Source organism: Vibrio sp. TBV020, from assembly GCF_046056895.1.
In the GTDB taxonomy this organism is placed as follows: Bacteria; Pseudomonadota; Gammaproteobacteria; order Enterobacterales; family Vibrionaceae; genus Vibrio.
Genome location: NZ_JBEEAQ010000003.1, coordinates 2,154,187 through 2,172,511, shown reverse-complemented (window position 1 = coordinate 2,172,511; position 18,325 = coordinate 2,154,187). Strand labels below are relative to the sequence as shown.

Below are 18,325 nucleotides of genomic sequence, written 5' to 3'. Positions count from 1 at the left end.
TTTGTGAGGCTTTTTCGTTTCTGGGTTGCAAAAAAATTGTAAGTTTGTATTATTCGCAACTAATGGTGCAAATGAGAATAATTAGCACTAGCAATACAAGATAACTATTAAGCTCAACAAGGATGCTTTTCAATGAATGTTAAAACCCTATTAGCTCAATCTGTCGCAGCTTCACTTCTGATTGCAAGCAGCTCTGCTTTCGCAGCAAACGTAACAAAAGATCAAGTTGTTGAGCATTACGCGGATGTGGCTCACGCAGTATTCGCTGATTCTTTAACGACAGCACAAGCGCTTGATGCTTCAATCGAATCTTTTCTTGCAAACCCAACTGCAGCAAAGTTCGAAGAAGTAAAACAAGTGTGGCTTGCTTCACGCGTACCTTACCAACAGTCTGAAGTATTCCGTTTTGGTAACGCGGTTGTTGATGATTGGGAAGGACAGTTAAACGCTTGGCCACTTGATGAAGGTCTAATCGACTATGTTTCTGCAGACTACCAATATGAGCTAGGCAATGAAGGTGCGAACGCAAATATTGTTGCAAACACTCAACTAACTATTGGTGCGTCAAAACTAGATGTGGCAAAAATTACTCCAGAGTTAATCGCTGACCTAAATGAAGTTGGTGGTTCTGAAGCAAACGTTGCGTCTGGTTACCACGCAATTGAGTTCCTACTATGGGGCCAAGATCTAAATGGTACAAACGCTGGCGCTGGCCAACGTGCATACACTGACTTTGTTGTTGGTGCTGAATGTACAAACGGTAACTGTGACCGTCGTGGTGAGTTCTTGAAAGCAGCGGCTGAATTGCTTGTACAAGACCTTGAGTGGATGGAAAACCAGTGGTCAGCAGATGTTAAAGGTAACTACCGTGAAGAACTTCTAAACGACTCTGCAGACAACGGTCTACGCAAAATGCTATTTGGCATGGGTTCACTTTCTCTAGGTGAACTTGCGGGTGAGCGTATGAAAGTGGCTCTAGAAGCTAACTCTACAGAAGATGAGCACGATTGTTTCTCTGATAACACGCACAACTCTCACTACTACAACGAGCAGGGCATATACAACGTATATACAGGTCTGTACAAACGTGAAGATGGCACACTACTGTCTGGTCCTAGCATTCATGACTTAGTTGCTCAACAAGACAAGAAAGCAGCAGCTGAAATCCAAAAGCAGTTCGATGTAACACGTTCTCAAGTTGGTCAACTAGTGACTTCAGCAGAGAAAAATGGTCAGTTCTTCGATCAACTTATTGCTGCGGGTAACACTCAAGGTAATGCTCTAGTGAATGAGACAATCATGTCACTGGTTGCTCAGACCGCTCAAATCGAACGTGCGGCGAAGATTGTTGGTATCAACAGCCTAAACCCAGACACAGCGGACCACGAGTTTTAATTAAAAATTTGTGCGAATACAAAGGGCTCATTAGAGCCCTTTTGACGTTTTTTACACGTCAGTTCATTGAGAATAATTCCCATTTAAAAATTGCGGACATTGTCCGCTTAGCGAGTCATCGTAATGAAGTTGTACACGAAACCTGCCATTATCAGCCTGCTTATGTTAGGTGTTTCTTCGTCTGTTGCTGCCTATGACGTCAAGTCGGGTGGTGATACATCTGTTAAGAAAGACGGCCCGAACGCTTTTTCATTACCTGCGGGTAACCTACCTATGTCTAAGCGATTAGACTTCAGCGTGGGAAACAGCTTTTTTAGAAACCCTTGGGTTCAAGCACCGGCTTCGACGGATGCACGTGATGGATTAGGTCCTTTGTTTAATACCAATGGTTGTCAAAACTGCCACATCAAAGATGGACGTGGTCATCCACCAGAAGAAAATGACCTACATGCTGTGTCGATGTTGGTAAGGTTGAGTATTCCTGCAATGACACCAGCACAGAAAAAAGCGTTTATCAAAGATGGTGTTATTCCCGAGCCTACTTATGGTGGTCAGCTTCAAGATTTCGCTTTACAGGATCAAAAGCCTGAAGGGACGATCAACATTACATATGATGAAGTACCAGTAACGTTTGCTGATGGTACTGTCGTGAACCTACGTAAACCGAATTTATCAATTACAGCGCTTGGCTATGGCGAAATGCACCCTGATACACAAATGTCAGCGCGTGTTGCTCCGCCAATGATTGGCCTTGGTTTGCTCGAAAGTATTCCTGACGAAACCCTGAAAGCATGGGCCGATGAGAACGATGCTAATGGTGACGGGATTTCAGGTAAAGTTAATGTTGTATGGGATGTGCGTAAATCTGACTTTGCGATTGGTCGCTTTGGTTGGAAAGCTGGGCAACCGAACTTAATGCAGCAAAATGCAGCTGCGTTTAATGGTGATGTCGGCTTGACCAGCAATTTGTTCCCAAATGAAAACTGTACATCCAAGCAATCCATTTGTGATGATCTCCCTAACGGCGGCAATCCAGAAGTCAGTGACAATATTTTAGACTTCGTTGAGTTTTATTCTCAGCACCTCGCAGTGCCAATTCGTCGTAATATCGATGATCCTCAAGTCAAGCTTGGACAGAAACTGTTTGCTAAGGTAGGTTGTGAAAGCTGCCACAAAACAAGTGTGAAAACAGCACAGCGAGACAATCTACCTGCTTTATCCAACCAGACCATTCACCCATATACCGATATGTTATTGCACGATATGGGGCCTGGCCTTGCGGACAACCGACCAGAATATCTTGCAAATGGTCAGGAGTGGAGAACGCAACCTCTTTGGGGTATTGGATATACTCAAGAAGTGAATAATCACACTTACTTCCTGCATGATGGCCGTGCACGTAACCTGATGGAAGCGGTGCTATGGCATGGCGGTGAAGCCGAAGCAGCGAAGCAAAATGTGTTGAAATTCAATGAAAAAGAAAGAGATGCACTGATTGCATTCCTTAACTCACTATAGGTCTGAATAATGAATATAAAACAGTTCAGCTTAGGCGCCGCCTTTTCTGTGTTTTTAATAGGCTGTCAGTCTACAAATAATGAAGAACCGAAACCGGAATTGACGAACCATTTCAGCCAAAAGGTGTATGAAGTCGAATTTGCCTCAGCTCAGACGCTACAAAATGAGGCTAAAAGTCTTGCTCAGGTTATGCAGAGTTATTGTACTGGTGATGATAGTACAGAATCATTAGAAGCACAGTGGCATCAAACTATGTTGGCTTGGATGGCACTTCAGGGGCAAGAGAGAGGGCCAGAAGAGGCATTGGCGCAAAGTTGGAATATCCAATTTTGGCCAGATAAGAAAAATACTACAGGTCGAAAGATGACGGCGTTGATAAAGCAACCTGGTCCGTCAACTCAACAAGAGATTTCGGCGCAAAGCGTCACAGTGCAAGGGCTTGGTTCGGTCGAGTGGCTGTTGTTCGATCAAGCATCTGACCTGATGAATAATCCGCAAACCTGTGTGACCGCACAGTCGATAACCAAAAATATTGAGTTAAATACAGCTAAAATCGCGCAAGCATGGGCAAAAAACCCATGGGTCGAGTTGGATGAAAAGCAATGGGACTCTGAATATATTGCTTTGTTGTCAAACCAACTTGAATACAGCATGAAGAAGATGAGTCGTCCATTGGCGAACTTTGGTAAACCAAGACCTTACTTTTCTGAGTCATGGCGATCAGAAACATCTATGAAGAACTTAAAGGCAAATGTTGCAGCGCTTGAGACGCTCTATTTTGCTGATGGGCAAGGTCTTGATGCAATTCTGCGAGCAAACGATCATGCATCTTTAGCGGATCGTATCGCCAATCAATTTTCTATGACCTTAGAAACTTGGCCAACGGATGAGAGCTTGTTTGATTTGTTGCAAACCAAGCATGGTTACCAAACGGCTTATGCTCAATACAACAAGTTGGAACAACTTAAGTATCTTATTCATGAAGAAGTCGCGATAGAGTTAGGTGTTATTATAGGATTTAATGCAACTGATGGTGACTGATACTACACGACGTTCATTACTAAAAGCTGCTCTATTTGGGGCAGCTTACCCACTAGCAGGTTGTGTTTCGACTCCTGAAAAGGCATCTACACCTGCTTTAATTGGTTGTTCTATCTCGGGGCGAGATCGTTTCAGCGCCGTCGTTGCTGATTCAAGTGGTATGCCCCTACATCAAGTTCCTTTACCTGAGCGAGGTCATGGAGTTGCTTCCAACGTAGCTCAGAGGCACGCGGTTGCATTTGGTCGTAGGCCGGGTACTTACTTTCAAGTGTTCGATTACCAATCGGGTGAGTCGGTGAAGCTGCGAGCTGCAGATCATAATCGTCATTATTACGGGCATGGTGTTTACTCGAACGACGGCCAATGGTTGTACGCCACTGAAGGAGAGCGTGGAACAAGTCGAGGTATAATTGGAGTTTATGACGTTGTGGCGGGCTATGAAAAAGTCGCCGAGTTTACCGGTTTTGGACTAGGTCCGCACGAAGTCATCGTTATGCCGGATGACTCGCTCGCTATCGGAGTAGGTGGAGTGCATACCAATGGGCGTGAACCGCTTAATTTAGATTCAATGACGCCTAGCTTGAGCTATCTTGATCGAAATGGTGAGCTGCTTGAACAAGTTGGATTACCAGATTCCAAATTAAGTATTCGCCATTTAGCCCATGATGGTTCTAAAACCGTCTTGTGTGGACAACAATATAGAGGGGAGCCCGACGAGTCCCCATCTTTATTAGCTATGCATACTGCGGGTGGGGATTTGCAACCGTTACATGCTGAACCCGAACAGTGGGCGAGATTTAATCATTATATTGCCAGCATTGCGGCGACTAAGGATTGGATCTTGGCAACTTCACCACGTGGCAATTGCTATGGTATTTGGTCGAAGCATACTCGGAAACTGGTAGAGCTCTCTCCATTGCCTGATGCCTCAGGCGTTGTGGTGCAAGCTGAAGAGTTCAAAGTGAGCTCTGGAGCTGGGAGTGTTGTCAGCCAAGCAAAGCCTGGACGTAAAAGTACAGTACGTTCTGGAATTCAATGGGATAACCATTGGTCAGTGATAAGTTAGTCATTAAATCGAGCTGACTTTACCAGCTTAATTCTCATAAACAAGTCGTCTAGTTTCCTTCTAACTCTGCCATACTTAAGGCTTAAGGAGTTAGAGGGGACTCGCATGGGAAAATGGATTTGCAAGCTGTTGGCATTGTGGTTACTTGCTCCAGCAGCTTTCGGTGCTCAGTACTTTAATCAAATTGGCTGGCTTCCATCAGACAGTCCACTTTATAGCCTTCTCCAATACCCTCAAGCGGTAGAAGAGGTCTATCGTGATAATGACAATCAAATGATCTGGTTCGACTTACAACAGAGCAGTAAGTTAGAATTTCAGCTTGAAGTTATCGACCATGCAGGTTTTAGCCCGTTATTTTCTCGTCAATTAAGTTATCTTCAGTTCTATCGTAAAAGCAATCGCTGGCACGAATACGACGTTTTGGCCACAGACACCTTGCTGCTATATCTAAGTTATGCCGAATCGTCGAAAGTTGAAGGTAAGTACTGGTTCTTTGAACACAATTTAACTACGTCTTTACCCCTTCCTCCTAAGAGTGCTCAAATAGCGTTGAAAAGGGCGATAGCTCAGCTACAGCTAATTGAACTTATAGAGAGTTACACACCTGACACTGCCGGTTACCAATATCTTGTTGATACGTATCTTCACATCATTAAGTTCGAGAAGCTAGATACCCCTATCTATCATCAATCTGGATTAAAAAAGGTAGGCGATCGGCTAGATAATCGAGAGGTTTTGATTCAGCGGTTGTCGATTGTTGATGTTGATCTTATCGATGTTAAAAAGGGAATACACTGGTTTGATGCGACACTAGAGGTCGCGGTTAAACAGTTTCAAGCTCTCCATGGTTTAAAACCTGACGGTATTATTGGGCCAGATACGATTCGATGGATTAACCTTCCGATTGAAAAGCGCTTGTCTACCTTAGCGATCAATGCCGAAAGAATTCGTTATTGGCCTGTTCAGCGAGACACTATAATCGTCGTTAACGTTCCGAGCTTTGAAATGACCTATTGGTCATCAGGGCAGGAAGTGTTTGAGTCTAAAGTGGTGGTAGGCAAAGTAGAGCGCCCAACACCGTTGATGAGAACTCGGCTTGATTCTCTTATCTTGAACCCGACTTGGAATGTGCCGTGGAAGATCATGGTAGAAGATATTATTCCTAAAGTGCAGCAAGACAAAGAATACCTAACGAAGCAGAATATTAAGATCATACCTAAATGGGGCTCGAAAGAGGTCATTGATCCAGAATCGATCGATTGGGACAGTTTAACGCCAAGCTCGTTCCCGTATCGTATGACTCAGCTCTCTGGCGATGACAACGCGCTGGGCCTATACAAGTTCAATACTCCAAACAAACGAGCCATATATTTGCATGATACCCCGAGCAAAGGCCTCTTTAGTAAACATCAACGCGCCTTCAGTTCAGGGTGTATTCGCGTGGAAAATGCAGACATTTTTGCTGATCGATTGATTGAATCCCAAGGTGTGGCGCGCAATACAAGATTAAGTGAAGAACCTGAGTCTAATCAGGCGATTCCATTAAAAAGTCGTGTTCCAGTACACATTATCTATCAGACTGCGTGGTATGAGGAAGGAAGTGTCCACTATAGGGAAGATATTTACCGCTTAGATAAATCTGCATTCCCTAAGGGATAAAATTGACGCATTATTTACAATTTTATTGATTCCGTTTTTTTACTAGATAGTTCAATAATTAAGCAGTTTCTCGCCTGTTAAATACACATTTGTGCACGGTTTATGCATTTGCACTTCATAAGAGAGTTATGTAGTGTCGCGGTTCGACACATTTCTACAACTTATTTGTGAAGGTAATTTATCGTGGCATTATCCCGACGAGATTTCATTAAGCTGGCCGGTAGTGGTTTGGTGGTAGCGACTTGTACTCCAAGCCTTGCATTTGCGTCTTATCCAGATCAACCGCGTAGTCTCGCTTTAACTAACCTCCATACACGAGAAGCATTAGAAACGTGTTACTTCGATGGCAACAATTATGTAGACAAAGAGCTGAATCGTTTGAATCACCTTTGTCGCGACTTTCGTCGCAATGAAGTTCATCCAATGGATAAACGTTTGTTCGATCATATCAGTAAGATACAGCAAGAGCTGGGTGTAGAAGCAGAGGTCCAAATCATCTCAGGATATCGTTCTCCTGCAACAAATGAGGCTTTGCGCGGTAAGTCGAGTGGCGTAGCTAAAAAAAGCTACCATATGCTTGGGCAAGCGATCGATTTCCGCCTTGATGGGGTTAACTTAAAACAAGTGCGTGATGTGGCGCGAGAGCTTAAGTTTGGTGGTGTTGGTTATTACCCAGGTAGTAACTTTATTCATATTGATACAGGGCCAGTGCGTTACTGGGCTTAATTAAAGCTCTGAGAGTTGTCAAAGTGATGAGCAAGTGTCATAGTTCAGCCAGTTTGGATATTTATCAAGGTTAATATATGTCACTTAAGTATCAAGTTGTCCCTGTTACTTCGTTTTCTCAGAACTGCTCTATCGTTTGGTGTGACGAAACTATGGAAGGTATTGTTGTCGATCCAGGCGGTGACGTAAAACAGTTAGCGGTACTTATTAAAGAGCTAGGCGTGAAAGTAGTTAACCTTGTCTTAACTCATGGGCATCTAGACCATGTTGGTGGTACAGAGCCGCTTGCTCGTGAATTAGATGGCGTAGGAATCGTTGGTCCGCATCAAGATGACAATTTCTGGCTTCAAGGCCTTGAAGGTCAAAGTCAGATGTTCGGTTTTCCGTTAACTGAAGCTTTTGAACCTGATCAATGGCTAAACGATGGCGATAAGATTAAGTTTGGTAATCAGGTGATGGATGTTATTCATACACCAGGCCACACGCCAGGTCACGTTGTATTGTTTAGCGACGAAGCAAAACTGGCTTTTGTTGGTGATGTCTTGTTTAACGGTTCTGTTGGTCGTACAGATTTTCCAAAAGGCGATTTCGATACGCTGATTAACTCTATTAAGACCAAACTGTGGCCGTTGGGCAACGATGTGCGTTTTGTTCCTGGTCACGGTCCAGAATCCACATTTGGCCGTGAAAGAGCATCAAACCCGTTTGTTGCAGATGAAATGCCATTGTACTAAATGTGAATACCTTTCAAGTTGAGGTCGCTTTATGCGGCCTTTTTTTATATCTGCTCATCAGTTGTTGCAGCCGCTAAGTAACGGCGCACCAGTCCTACGAATTCCTCTGGCGAACGATCTAAATCGTGTGCGGAAATAAAAATATCGTAATCAAAATAACATCGTTGATATTTCATCCGGTTAGCAAGCATTGCGAGTAACCCTTTATACTCATCACCTTGTTCGTTTTTATACGTCGTTGAGTCTAATACAATCTCTTCGAATCTTTCTCCTTGCTTATGTTGCCTTGCTCCGAGGTAGAGCAGGGCGCGTTGGCTAAGCAAAATCTCAGTCGCAATCCTAGGGCAAATACTATTTAGGTAAGGGGAGTAATGTTTGAGTTTGATGCCTATCCAAGGTAATGGCTGGTGCCAACCATCATTTTCATAAGTGCAGATGCCTATGTTGCTAACGTCACTCCATCTTACTACCCATCCGCCTTTAAAAAGGTGTTGCTGAAAGTGAGAAGCGGTAAGAGTAAAACGAACCGTGCTTTTCAGGATTAACAGGTAGCCAAACCCACCTAAAGATAGGATTGCGAGGATACTTAATACGGCTTGTTCTATTCCTGGGAAGTAGAGCAGTAAAATCAGACAGCCGATAATCAGTATTCCACTAATCCACCTAATTGTGACTGTAGAGAAAATAAACGGTTGATTTGTAAGGTGTACGGTTTCCATTTTTGGTACCACTCTAAACAACAAAACACATCTGTTTATATAATCAGTGGTTTCTCAACTCAATGCTAAGACTATTGATTAAATTGTAGTCTCATGTAGGAGTATCGCGTATTTTTGTGGCATAAAGGCGCTCATACTCTGTAAATGCGGGCAAATTTTTGGTATAAATCGCGCTTCAAATTTTCACCACTGCTCCGTATGCAGTGAAATGGAGAAATACTCGATGAGACTTGCTCATAAGCGTAAAGTGCAGCTTAAACTGCAAAAACGCATTAAAGCGACAGTTGCAACAGTAGAAGCAACAAAGAAAGCTAAGCCAGAAGTTGAGAAAAAAGTAGCTGCAAAACCAGCTGCGGAGAAAGTTGTAGCTGCGGCTAAAACAACTGACGTTGCGCTTACTCCAAAGCAGCAACAAGTTCTAGACATCGTTGTTAACAACGCAGAAGGTATCAACCCTAAAGGTATCGGTCTAGCAGCTGGTCAAGAAGACGCAAAAGCAGCTTCTTGGGCAACTGGCGCTCTTAAAAAACTTCTAGAAGAAAATCTAGTAGTGAAAGAGCAGCTATCTGGCAACAAAGTTATCTACAAAGCAGTTTAATTGCCAATAGCCCTTTTCCGGCATCAATATTTGCTGTGAAAACACCCTTTAGAGCCTCGACATTGTCGGGGCTTTATCGCTTCTAACATTCCAGTTGTTAATCCTTGTCACACATCTCATTATTAATTTGATTAAGTTAGTCAAACTACCACTACGTATTTTCTGCTTTAACTCTCATTATGATAATTAACTTAATCTACTGAATTTTAGGGCTAATTAGTCGATTATGATTAATATCCTACGTATTTCTACGTAATACCTTAGTCTTGGTTCAATTAAAACTGTTAAATTTTCTCCGTGTTCACGCTGATTTTATGTTGCTTATAGATAACTCACTCTATAGGTGAAACAAAAGGTACCTAGAAAGGTATGACCGTTAAACAAAGGACGTGAACATGAGTCTTATTAAACAATCTCTAAAACGAGTACTTAAGGGCACTGCAATGGCCGCTGCGCTTGCGGTTATGGCGACATCGGCAAGTGCTGCTGAAAAAGTTTATCGCTTGAAGCTAGCAGAAACTTGGGGACCGAACTTCCCAGTATTCGGAGATGCGACTAAAAACATGGCGGAAATGGCTGAGAAAATGTCGAATGGCCGTCTACAGATTCGTATCGATTCAGCAAACAAACACAAAGCGCCGCTTGGCATTTTTGACATGGTTAAGTCGGGTCAATATGACTTAGGCCATTCAGGCTCATATTACTGGAAAGGGAAAGTGCCAAATACGCTTTACTTTACGTCAATGCCATTTGGTATGACGCCAGCTGAGCAATACGCTTGGTTCTATCACGGCGGTGGTATGGAGCTTATGGAGCAGGTTTACTCTCCGCATAATTTGATGTCTTTCCCTGGTGGTAACACGGATATTCAGATGGGTGGTTGGTTCCAGAAAGAGATCAACTCAGTAGAAGATCTACAAGGTCTGAAGATGCGTATCCCAGGTTTTGCTGGTGAGATCTTAGCCGAACTAGGTGCTAAACCAACAAATATTGCACCAGGAGAACTATACACCTCTCTAGAGCGCCGTACGATTGATGCACTTGAGTGGGTTGGTCCATCACTTGACCTACGTATGGGTTTCCACAAAATTGCTCCTTACTACTACACAGGTTGGCATGAGCCAGGTTCAGAGCTTCAGTTCCTAGTGAACAAGCGTACTTATGAACGTCTACCAGAAGATCTGCGTGAAATCTTACGTATTGCAATGCGTACAGCCGCTTACGATATGTACACTCAAGCGACTCATGAAAGTGGTAAGAACTGGGTGTCAATTAAGTCTGAGTACCCAGACGTTCAAGTTAAAGACTTCCCACCTGAGGTTATGAATGCACTTCGTGAAGCGAACGATCGTCTTCTAGCTAAGCATGCTGAAAAAGATGAACTAGCGAAAGAGATTCAGAAGTCACAAGCAGACTATCTTAAGCAAGTACGCTCATGGACAGATATTTCACACCGTGCGTATCTAAATAGCCAAGCTCAATAAAGATAATAATGAAAGTAGGATAGGTGACATTGTCACTTATCCTACTTAGCCCAAGAAACCTAATTAATTCAAAACATAATTTGTCGCCACGTGAAAAGTGGCGCTATTTTCAAAATTCCATGGAGTAGGGAATGAGAAGCCTAATATACATAGAGCGTCTATTTAATCGCTTCGGTGATTTTTTAGGGTGGCTTTCAAGCATACTGTTTATATTGTTACTCGCTAACGTTGTGTATGACGTGGTGATGCGATATGTCTTTAACGATGTCTCTATTGCATTTCAAGAGATGGAATGGCATCTGTTCTCAGCAGTTTTCCTACTCGGTGTTCCCTATGCTATCAAAGCTGGTGGACATGTTAGGGTTGATTTGTTCTATGAGCGTCTCTCTCATAAAGCACAATCAATCATTGATCTACTGGGTACCATTTTCTTCTTGCTTCCATTTTGTTTACTTGTTGCGTATTACGGCATCGACTTTGCGAAAGAAAGCTACTCACTAGGAGAAACGTCAGGCGACCCTGGTGGTTTACCTTACCGCTGGATCATTAAAGCGATGATCCCTCTTTCGTTCTTGTTTATGGCTATCAGCGGTGTTGGTCTACTGATTCACTCTCTAAACAAGATCTTTAATCCGCACCTAATTCACGCTCAAGAGCAAAAGTAAGGAGACAACAATGGTCGGTATTGTAATGTTTTTTGTTGCCTTGTTTGCTTTGCTACTTGGCTTCCCTGTTGCGTTTACCTTTGGTGGTATCGCATTAATTTTCGGTGTGTGGGCAGAAGGTATGGATATGTTTGCCTTCATGCCTTACCGAATTCAGTCCATCATGGAAAACACCGTTTTGATGGCTGTTCCTTTGTTCGTCTTCATGGGGCTAGTTTTACAAAAAACTCGCCTAGCAGAGCAGTTACTTGAATCAATGGGTAAGTTGTTCGGTGGTGTGCGCGGCGGTATTGCCATCTCAACGGTTTTGGTAGGAGCGCTATTAGCTGCGTCGACTGGGGTCGTTGGGGCGTCTGTTGTGGCTATGGGCCTTATCTCTTTACCTGTGATGCTCAAGTACAATTACGACAAAGGTCTTGCGTGTGGCACTATCTGTGCGTCGGGTACATTGGGTCAAATTATTCCACCTTCTATTGTCTTGATTCTGTTAGGTGACGTACTAGGTGTCCCAGTCGGCGACCTATTCCAAGCTGCGGTGTGGCCAGGGTTAGTTCTTGTTGGTGCATACGTTATCTACATTTTGATATATGCCAAGCTGAACCCAGAAGCGGCAAAGCCTATTCCGAGTGAAGGTGATATCAGCCGAAAAGATGAAGTCATCGCAGCGCTTAAAGCCGTTGTCCCACCATTAGCACTTATCGTTGTGGTATTAGGTTCTATCTTTGCAGGCGTCGCAACACCAACAGAGTCAGCAGCCCTTGGTGGTGCTGGTGCGATTGTATTGGCGCTGTTGTATCGTCAATTTAGTTGGTCAATGGTTTACGAAGCGTCGAAAGAGACCGTCAAAGTAACAGCGATGGTTTTCGCGATATTGCTGGGTGCGACAGCTTTCTCGATGGCGTTTACTTACACCGGCGGTGATTACTTAGTCGAAGAATGGATGCTACAAATTCCAGGCGAGAAGTGGGGCTTCCTGATCATCACCATGCTAGTGATTTTAATCCTTGGGTTCTTCATTGATTTCGTTGAAATCTGTTTCATCATTGTTCCGATCTTAGCACCAGTTGCTGAGTTAATGGGCATCAATATGACGTGGTTTGCGATTCTGATTGCAATGAACCTACAAACGTCATTTTTGACTCCTCCATTTGGTTTTAGTCTCTTCTATTTAAAAGGGGTTGCACCAAAAGGAGTGACGACGCGAGACATTTATCGTGGGGTAATGCCATTTATCGCAATCCAGATTCTGGTCTTGGCAAGTTTGTTGGTCTTCCCAGAATTTTATGGAATGTGATCGGAGAGTTACGCTAAAAAGGTGACAACTGATAAAGTGAGGCTGCTTACCATGATGGTAGGCGGCCTTTGTTGTTATTTGAGGGAAAGGAATGCCTCTACAAGCCAAACTGATTTTACTCAGTTTATTGCCGCTATTACTTGTTACCGCTTTAACCAGTTGGATTTCGATTCATCAAGCGAAGACGCTGGGTGAGAAAGAGATCCAAATTTTTGAAGACGGACTGATTCGCTCCAAGGAAACGGCTCTTAAAGATCATGTTGATCTTGCTTTCGACGCGATCTCTCACATCTACAATGATTCCAGCTTGCCTGAAAATGTCGCAAAGCTTCGTGTGAAAGAAATCCTATCTAAGCTTCGTTACGGAAAAGATAAAGATGGCTATTTTTTCGCATACGATGAGTCTGGTACTAACCTCGTTCACCCGATCATGCCTGACCTCATCGGGCAGAACCTATTGCACATTCAAGATGAGAATGGAGATCATTTGATTGAGGCACTGTTAGCTCAGGCTCAGGGAGGCGGTGGATTCCATCAATATTTGTGGCAAAAACCTTCAACAGGCGAAAACGTGACTAAGCTGAGTTACGCTGCATGGTTAGACAAATGGAATTGGATGATTGGTACAGGTTTGTACATCGAAGATATTACCTATGAGGTAGCAAACCTTAAATCTGAAGTGAATAGGAACATCGAGACGACCTTCTTTTCAGTGATCGTGATTATGATTGTGACTGTGGGAGTGATCGTCGTAATTACCCTTGCTGTTAACCTGCACGAACACCGTTTAGCGGATAGAAGTCTCAAAGAACTAGCTCACAAAACGGTGATGTTTCAAGAAGATGAGAAAAAATATCTAGCCAGAGAGCTTCACGATGGGATAAACCAGCTGCTGGTATCTAGCAAGTGTCATCTAGAGCTATTGGCAAGTAAGATTGATGACGCACCACTTCAGCAACATATCGTAAAATCGCAACAATCGTTAATGACTGCCATCAACGAAGTAAGACACATATCCCACAGTTTAAGACCAAGTGCGTTGGATGATATTGGACTAGAAGCAGCGATGAACAGTTTGTTGCTAGACTTTAAATCACATTCGGGTGTCGCGATTGAAGCATCGTTATCAACTCAACCTGGCAAACTACAATCAGAAGTCGCAACGACCTTGTATCGTATTGCTCAAGAGTCACTCACCAATATTGAAAAACACGCGAGCGCTAAAAAAGTAAGTGTTATTTTGCAGCAGATGGGCAATATGCTGCAGCTCATTATTCGAGATGATGGGGTAGGTTTTGATGTGAACTCTACACTTAGGAAACAAGGGATTGGACTACGAAACATGCGTGAGCGCGTAGAGTTCATTGGTGGAGACTTTGAAATAGAGAGTGAACCTGGCTTTGGTACTGAAATAACCGTATTACTAGAATTGGATGGATTAGTTTATGGATAAACCAATTAAAGTGGTGATTGTTGATGATCACCAAGTGGTCTTAGATGGATTTATCGCTCGCCTTCAGACAGAGCCTGATATTGAAGTGATTGGCTCGGCCAGTAATGGCGTAGAGGCCGTCGATGTAGTCAAAGAATTACTCCCAGACGTAGTCTTGATGGATGTGAGTATGCCATTGATGAATGGGATAGACGCGACTCGAATTATCAAAGAGTCGTTGCCAGATGTGAAAGTGTTGATGCTTACTATGCATGACAATCGTGAGTACATCATGAAAGTAATGCAGGTTGGTGCTGTAGGCTATATGCTCAAAGAGATTTGTGCGCGAAGAATGGTACAGGCGATCAAAACAGTCTATCTGGGATCAACCTACTTTTGTGAGTCCGCCACGCAAACTCTATTTTCCCAAGAAGTGATCCCCAACATCCAGAAACCAAACCCTTTAAGCCGTAGAGAAGAAGCCGTGTTGAAGCTCGTTGCAGAAGGAAATAGCAGCAAGAAGATAGCTTCACTACTTAACATCAGCTACCGAACTGTGGAAACTCACCGTCAAAACATCAAACATAAGCTCGATTTACACAGCACTGCGGAGTTAGCTAAGTACGCGGTGGAGCAGGGTATAGTGTCATAACTTATGTAAGTGAGTTAGGTGTATATACCTATGACACTAGTGTAATGATTGTAAGTAAAGACGTAGGTGAAAGGTAAAGCTGTTAACATACTGGTACTAATAAATAGAAACAGAATGATTTATGGCCTTCCCAAAAAACATCCATCAAGATTACCACGCTCATATTTACTTCGATCAGGCGACGAGCAGTGTCGCTAAGCAGCTTCGTCACGATGTCATCGAACAGTTCTCTCTACCAGTTGGCAACTTCAATGAAAAGCCAGTTGGTCCTCACCTGATGTGGAGTTTCTCTATCACATTTACAGCCTCTGATTTTGAAGATCTAATTCCGTGGCTAGAGACACATCGCAACTCTTTCTCAGTGCTTGTTCACGCTTTAACGGGTGATGACCACAAAGACCATACCGATTTTGCTTATTGGTTAGGTGAGCCTGTCGCCCTCGACTTATCTCGTTTTTAACCTTTCATAAGTTAGGTTTGTCGTCACGGCAATAAATTTGATTTGTGCGATATCTGTTGGTTTGTGTATAAGGCGTCCTCGATTTTATCATTGGACAATAGCCATTCATGAACCAACTTATCGATGCTCTACTCACACAAGGTTACTACGTTTGGGACGACTTCTTATCAGAAGAAGAAGTTTCACAGCTAAGAGATTGCATACCAGAGGATTGGAATAAGGCTCGTATTGGACGAAATGACGAGGTCATGCGTGAGAGTGCAATTCGAAGTGACAAAATTCAATGGTTACGCCGTGATATGGGTCAGCCAGTTGAATCCTTCTTGGATAAAATGGAACGTATTCGTTTAGAGGCGAATCGTCACTTCTTCCTAGGTTTATTTGAATATGAAGCGCACTTCGCTAAGTATGAGAAAGGGGACTTTTACCAGAAGCACCTTGATTGTTTTAAAGGTAACGAGAACCGACGCCTAACCACAGTGTTTTATATGAATGAGTCTTGGTCTGAAGAAGATGCAGGTGAGTTAGTCGTTTACGATCTCGATGACAACCAGATCGCAAAAATTCCACCAAAGTCAGGTCGATTGTTTGTCTTCTTTTCTGAGCAATTCCCTCATGAAGTATTACCAACTAACGCCGAACGTTTTAGCATCGCAGGTTGGTTCCGTGTTAATGGTGTCAAAGACAATCAACTTGATATTGCGCATTAACATAAAAGCGAAACCTCTAACCAGTTTGATGCTGATATCATCCCATATTCGTAACTCTCTGTTTTATAGCCGGTTCCGCTCAGCTTAATGTTACTTTAGATTGGTTAAGGTTAATTAGTAAGAGGTTTTTATCTCCTATAGGTACTCTGTTTTGACAAGGATTACAAAACAACAATCAGACAAGAGAACCATTCATTACTACTGAGGGGTAGTGTCAGTATGCCCCTCATACTAAGAGATAAAAATTCCGTGTTAACCTTTAAACGTAAGCTTCTAATTAGCAAGTTATCGCTATTAGTTGTATCCCTTGCCACATTGGCCTACTTCCAATATTCGTTTCTTTATACCGAGCGCGAGAAGGAAATCCACAATACTATCGAGTCAGTTTTGTTGGGTGTTGAGACAACCATTGATTCTGAAATCTCGGGTTGGCGAAACATAGCCCTCTCAACAACTCAGACTATAGAAAATCAGCTTGATGCTAATTTCATTTATCAGTTGATTCGCCAACCAAAAATCAAAGAACTATTTGCCTCTGCCGGGGTGGGCTTTGAGTCGAATGGGGGGATAGTGGTCAATGTGGATGGTTGGACACCGCCTACAAACTGGGATTCTAGAGATAGGCCTTGGTATCAATTCGCGAAGCAAAAACGTGAACTCATCATCACTGAGCCCTATATCGATGTAAACACCAATCAGCAAATGGTGTCTATTTCGGCTCCTATTGACATCGCTGGCGAGTTAAAAGGGGTGAGCTTTTTTGATGTTAGCTTGTCGGTATTGAGTGACAAGGTGAACAAAATCTCTCCATTGAACGCTGGATACTTATTTCTCATGACTCAGGATGGACGAATTATTTCCCATCCAAATAGTGCAAATAATGGTCGGCCAATATCAGAAGTCTACCCGTCATTAAAAGTAGGTGAGTCAGAGCAACGGATGAAACTGAATGGAGAGCAGCAAATCGTTCAGCAACTTCCAGTAATGAGCAATGAGTGGATAATTGCTTCAGTGCTCAATGAAGAACAAGTTTACCAATCGCTTGATGAGATGCGTGATCAAACCTTAATTTACTTGGTGGCGGTTTCGCTTATCGCAATTACTGTTCTTGGCTTTACGGTTTCTAAGTTGCTTAAACCCTTAGGACAGATGACTAATGGTATTAATAGCTTGTCATCTAGTGGTTCTAAAAAAGATCTGACGTATCGTCTAGATACGAAAGTGGATAAAGAGTTCTCGCATATCGCGGGTGCGTTTAACAGCTTTGTTGGTATGTTGCAGGAAAACATTCAATCTTCAAAGTCGTTATCGAATGAGCTTGATTGGGCAGCAGACACTGCGGTGAGTAACTCGGAAAAGTCGGAAGTCGCGATCTTGCAACAGCAGCAGGAAGTTGAACAGCTCGTAACCGCCTTACATGAGATGAGCAGTACAGCGCAAGAGATGGCAAGAAGCACACAAAATGCCGCACAAGCAGCTAACCAAGCGTTTGAAGCATCAGGAGTCGGAGTCGCTACAGCACGAAAGTCAAGTTCGATTATTCTAGAGCTGTCTGAGGTAGTAGAACAGTCAGGGCAGGACGTAAATCAACTGAATATTTCTGCTGAAAGTATCAAAAGCTTGTTGCATGTAATTAGTGATATTTCAGACCAAACCAACTTATTGGCTCTTAACGCTGCAATTGAGGCGGCAAGAGCAGGAGAGTCTGGACGTGGTTTTGCTGTGGTTGCTGATGAAGTCCGACAGCTGGCTAAGCGCACTCAGGATGCAACGACAGATATAACGGGTATTCTTGATGAACTAGAAAACCATACTGAAAAAGTAGCAAGGTCGATGTCTGAAAGCATCAAGCAAGCTACAACAGCTATCGAAAGTATTTCTGAGGTTGAGTATAAGCTGACGTCTATCTCAGGTGAAGTCCAGTCGATCAATGATATGAATGTGCAAATAGCGACGGCAGCCGAAGAGCAAAGTATCGTGGCTGAAGAAATTAGCACCAATGCAACCAATATCCGTGAACTTTCTAGTCAAGTTACTGAGTTAGTTTCTGACACACGCACTGGTGTTCAGAAACTGAAACTCAGTAATGATAGGAACAGCAGTTTGGAAACTTTTATTGTTTAGATAAATAAACGTAAGAGTGCCACGATTGTTTAAGTGACGACGTGTATT

17 protein-coding genes are annotated in these 18,325 nt (G+C 43.1%); 16 read left to right on the top strand and 1 reads right to left on the bottom strand.

Annotated features, from left to right (window positions below; genetic code table 11):
* Window positions 1-132: 132 nt before the first annotated feature.
* From AAFX28_RS17925 to AAFX28_RS17895, 7 genes are all read left to right on the top strand, one after another.
* Complete coding sequence (locus AAFX28_RS17925; protein ID WP_408689682.1) at window positions 133-1,395, top strand: imelysin family protein; 1,263 nt, start codon at window positions 133-135, stop codon at window positions 1,393-1,395.
* Window positions 1,396-1,518: 123 nt separating this feature from the next.
* Window positions 1,519-2,913: a di-heme oxidoredictase family protein gene (locus AAFX28_RS17920; protein ID WP_408689681.1), complete on the top strand. Its 1,395-nt coding sequence runs from the start codon at window positions 1,519-1,521 to the stop codon at window positions 2,911-2,913.
* A 9-nt stretch (window positions 2,914-2,922) separates the two neighbouring features.
* Entirely contained in the window at window positions 2,923-3,954 is a 1,032-nt protein-coding gene (locus AAFX28_RS17915; protein WP_408689680.1) for an imelysin family protein, read from the top strand.
* Window positions 3,935-5,020, top strand: a complete 1,086-nt coding sequence (locus tag AAFX28_RS17910) for a DUF1513 domain-containing protein (protein ID WP_408689679.1) — start codon at window positions 3,935-3,937, stop codon at window positions 5,018-5,020. Before AAFX28_RS17915 ends, AAFX28_RS17910 begins: the two co-directional genes overlap by 20 nt.
* 105 nt (window positions 5,021-5,125) lie before the next feature.
* Window positions 5,126-6,679 carry a murein L,D-transpeptidase gene (locus AAFX28_RS17905; protein WP_408689678.1) on the top strand — a complete coding sequence of 518 codons (1,554 nt, stop codon included), beginning with the start codon at window positions 5,126-5,128 and terminating at the stop codon, window positions 6,677-6,679.
* A 183-nt stretch (window positions 6,680-6,862) separates the two neighbouring features.
* Window positions 6,863-7,405, top strand: coding sequence for a DUF882 domain-containing protein (locus tag AAFX28_RS17900; RefSeq protein ID WP_408689677.1), 543 nt, complete (start codon window positions 6,863-6,865; stop codon window positions 7,403-7,405).
* A gap of 77 nt (window positions 7,406-7,482) precedes the next feature.
* Window positions 7,483-8,139, top strand: coding sequence for an MBL fold metallo-hydrolase (locus AAFX28_RS17895; protein ID WP_408689676.1), 657 nt, complete (start codon window positions 7,483-7,485; stop codon window positions 8,137-8,139).
* Window positions 8,140-8,183: 44 nt separating this feature from the next.
* Here the strand turns inward: AAFX28_RS17895 and AAFX28_RS17890 are convergent, their stop codons facing one another.
* Complete coding sequence (locus AAFX28_RS17890; RefSeq protein ID WP_408689674.1) at window positions 8,184-8,858, bottom strand: DUF2982 domain-containing protein; 675 nt, start codon at window positions 8,856-8,858, stop codon at window positions 8,184-8,186.
* 223 nt (window positions 8,859-9,081) lie between these two features.
* Between AAFX28_RS17890 and AAFX28_RS17885 the strand changes: the two genes are divergently transcribed.
* From AAFX28_RS17885 to AAFX28_RS17845, 9 genes are all read left to right on the top strand, one after another.
* Entirely contained in the window at window positions 9,082-9,456 is a 375-nt protein-coding gene (locus AAFX28_RS17885) for a MarR family transcriptional regulator (protein WP_408689673.1), read from the top strand.
* A gap of 395 nt (window positions 9,457-9,851) precedes the next feature.
* Window positions 9,852-10,940 (top strand): TRAP transporter substrate-binding protein, encoded by a 1,089-nt coding sequence (locus AAFX28_RS17880; RefSeq protein ID WP_408689672.1) that lies wholly within the window; start codon window positions 9,852-9,854, stop codon window positions 10,938-10,940.
* Between the two features lie 131 nt (window positions 10,941-11,071).
* Window positions 11,072-11,605, top strand: a complete 534-nt coding sequence (locus AAFX28_RS17875) for a TRAP transporter small permease subunit (RefSeq protein WP_408689671.1) — start codon at window positions 11,072-11,074, stop codon at window positions 11,603-11,605.
* Between the two features lie 10 nt (window positions 11,606-11,615).
* The gene (locus tag AAFX28_RS17870; RefSeq protein ID WP_408689670.1) at window positions 11,616-12,899 is read left to right on the top strand and encodes a TRAP transporter large permease subunit; all 1,284 of its coding nucleotides are present in this window, start codon (window positions 11,616-11,618) and stop codon (window positions 12,897-12,899) included.
* Window positions 12,900-12,990: 91 nt separating this feature from the next.
* Window positions 12,991-14,352 (top strand): cache domain-containing protein, encoded by a 1,362-nt coding sequence (locus AAFX28_RS17865; protein ID WP_408689668.1) that lies wholly within the window; start codon window positions 12,991-12,993, stop codon window positions 14,350-14,352.
* On the top strand, window positions 14,345-14,983 hold the full coding sequence (locus AAFX28_RS17860) for a response regulator (protein WP_408689666.1): 639 nt from the start codon (window positions 14,345-14,347) through the stop codon (window positions 14,981-14,983). Before AAFX28_RS17865 ends, AAFX28_RS17860 begins: the two co-directional genes overlap by 8 nt.
* A gap of 121 nt (window positions 14,984-15,104) precedes the next feature.
* Window positions 15,105-15,443 carry a DOPA 4,5-dioxygenase family protein gene (locus AAFX28_RS17855; RefSeq protein WP_408689664.1) on the top strand — a complete coding sequence of 113 codons (339 nt, stop codon included), beginning with the start codon at window positions 15,105-15,107 and terminating at the stop codon, window positions 15,441-15,443.
* A gap of 107 nt (window positions 15,444-15,550) precedes the next feature.
* Entirely contained in the window at window positions 15,551-16,153 is a 603-nt protein-coding gene (locus AAFX28_RS17850; protein ID WP_408689663.1) for a 2OG-Fe(II) oxygenase, read from the top strand.
* A 249-nt stretch (window positions 16,154-16,402) separates the two neighbouring features.
* Entirely contained in the window at window positions 16,403-18,277 is a 1,875-nt protein-coding gene (locus tag AAFX28_RS17845; protein ID WP_408689661.1) for a methyl-accepting chemotaxis protein, read from the top strand.
* Window positions 18,278-18,325 lie beyond the last annotated feature (48 nt).

Bases quoted from the DNA above. Each gene is read 5' to 3' on its own strand.
- AAFX28_RS17925 (WP_408689682.1), top strand. From the start codon at position 133: ATGAATGTTAAAACCCTATTAGCTCAATCTGTCGCAGCTTCACTTCTG.
- AAFX28_RS17920 (WP_408689681.1), top strand. From the start codon at position 1,519: ATGAAGTTGTACACGAAACCTGCCATTATCAGCCTGCTTATGTTAGGT.
- AAFX28_RS17915 (WP_408689680.1), top strand. From the start codon at position 2,923: ATGAATATAAAACAGTTCAGCTTAGGCGCCGCCTTTTCTGTGTTTTTA.
- AAFX28_RS17910 (WP_408689679.1), top strand. From the start codon at position 3,935: ATGCAACTGATGGTGACTGATACTACACGACGTTCATTACTAAAAGCT.
- AAFX28_RS17905 (WP_408689678.1), top strand. From the start codon at position 5,126: ATGGGAAAATGGATTTGCAAGCTGTTGGCATTGTGGTTACTTGCTCCA.
- AAFX28_RS17895 (WP_408689676.1), top strand. From the start codon at position 7,483: ATGTCACTTAAGTATCAAGTTGTCCCTGTTACTTCGTTTTCTCAGAAC.
- AAFX28_RS17890 (WP_408689674.1), bottom strand. From the start codon at position 8,858: ATGGAAACCGTACACCTTACAAATCAACCGTTTATTTTCTCTACAGTC.
- AAFX28_RS17885 (WP_408689673.1), top strand. From the start codon at position 9,082: ATGAGACTTGCTCATAAGCGTAAAGTGCAGCTTAAACTGCAAAAACGC.
- AAFX28_RS17880 (WP_408689672.1), top strand. From the start codon at position 9,852: ATGAGTCTTATTAAACAATCTCTAAAACGAGTACTTAAGGGCACTGCA.
- AAFX28_RS17875 (WP_408689671.1), top strand. From the start codon at position 11,072: ATGAGAAGCCTAATATACATAGAGCGTCTATTTAATCGCTTCGGTGAT.
- AAFX28_RS17870 (WP_408689670.1), top strand. From the start codon at position 11,616: ATGGTCGGTATTGTAATGTTTTTTGTTGCCTTGTTTGCTTTGCTACTT.
- AAFX28_RS17865 (WP_408689668.1), top strand. From the start codon at position 12,991: ATGCCTCTACAAGCCAAACTGATTTTACTCAGTTTATTGCCGCTATTA.
- AAFX28_RS17860 (WP_408689666.1), top strand. From the start codon at position 14,345: ATGGATAAACCAATTAAAGTGGTGATTGTTGATGATCACCAAGTGGTC.
- AAFX28_RS17855 (WP_408689664.1), top strand. From the start codon at position 15,105: ATGGCCTTCCCAAAAAACATCCATCAAGATTACCACGCTCATATTTAC.
- AAFX28_RS17850 (WP_408689663.1), top strand. From the start codon at position 15,551: ATGAACCAACTTATCGATGCTCTACTCACACAAGGTTACTACGTTTGG.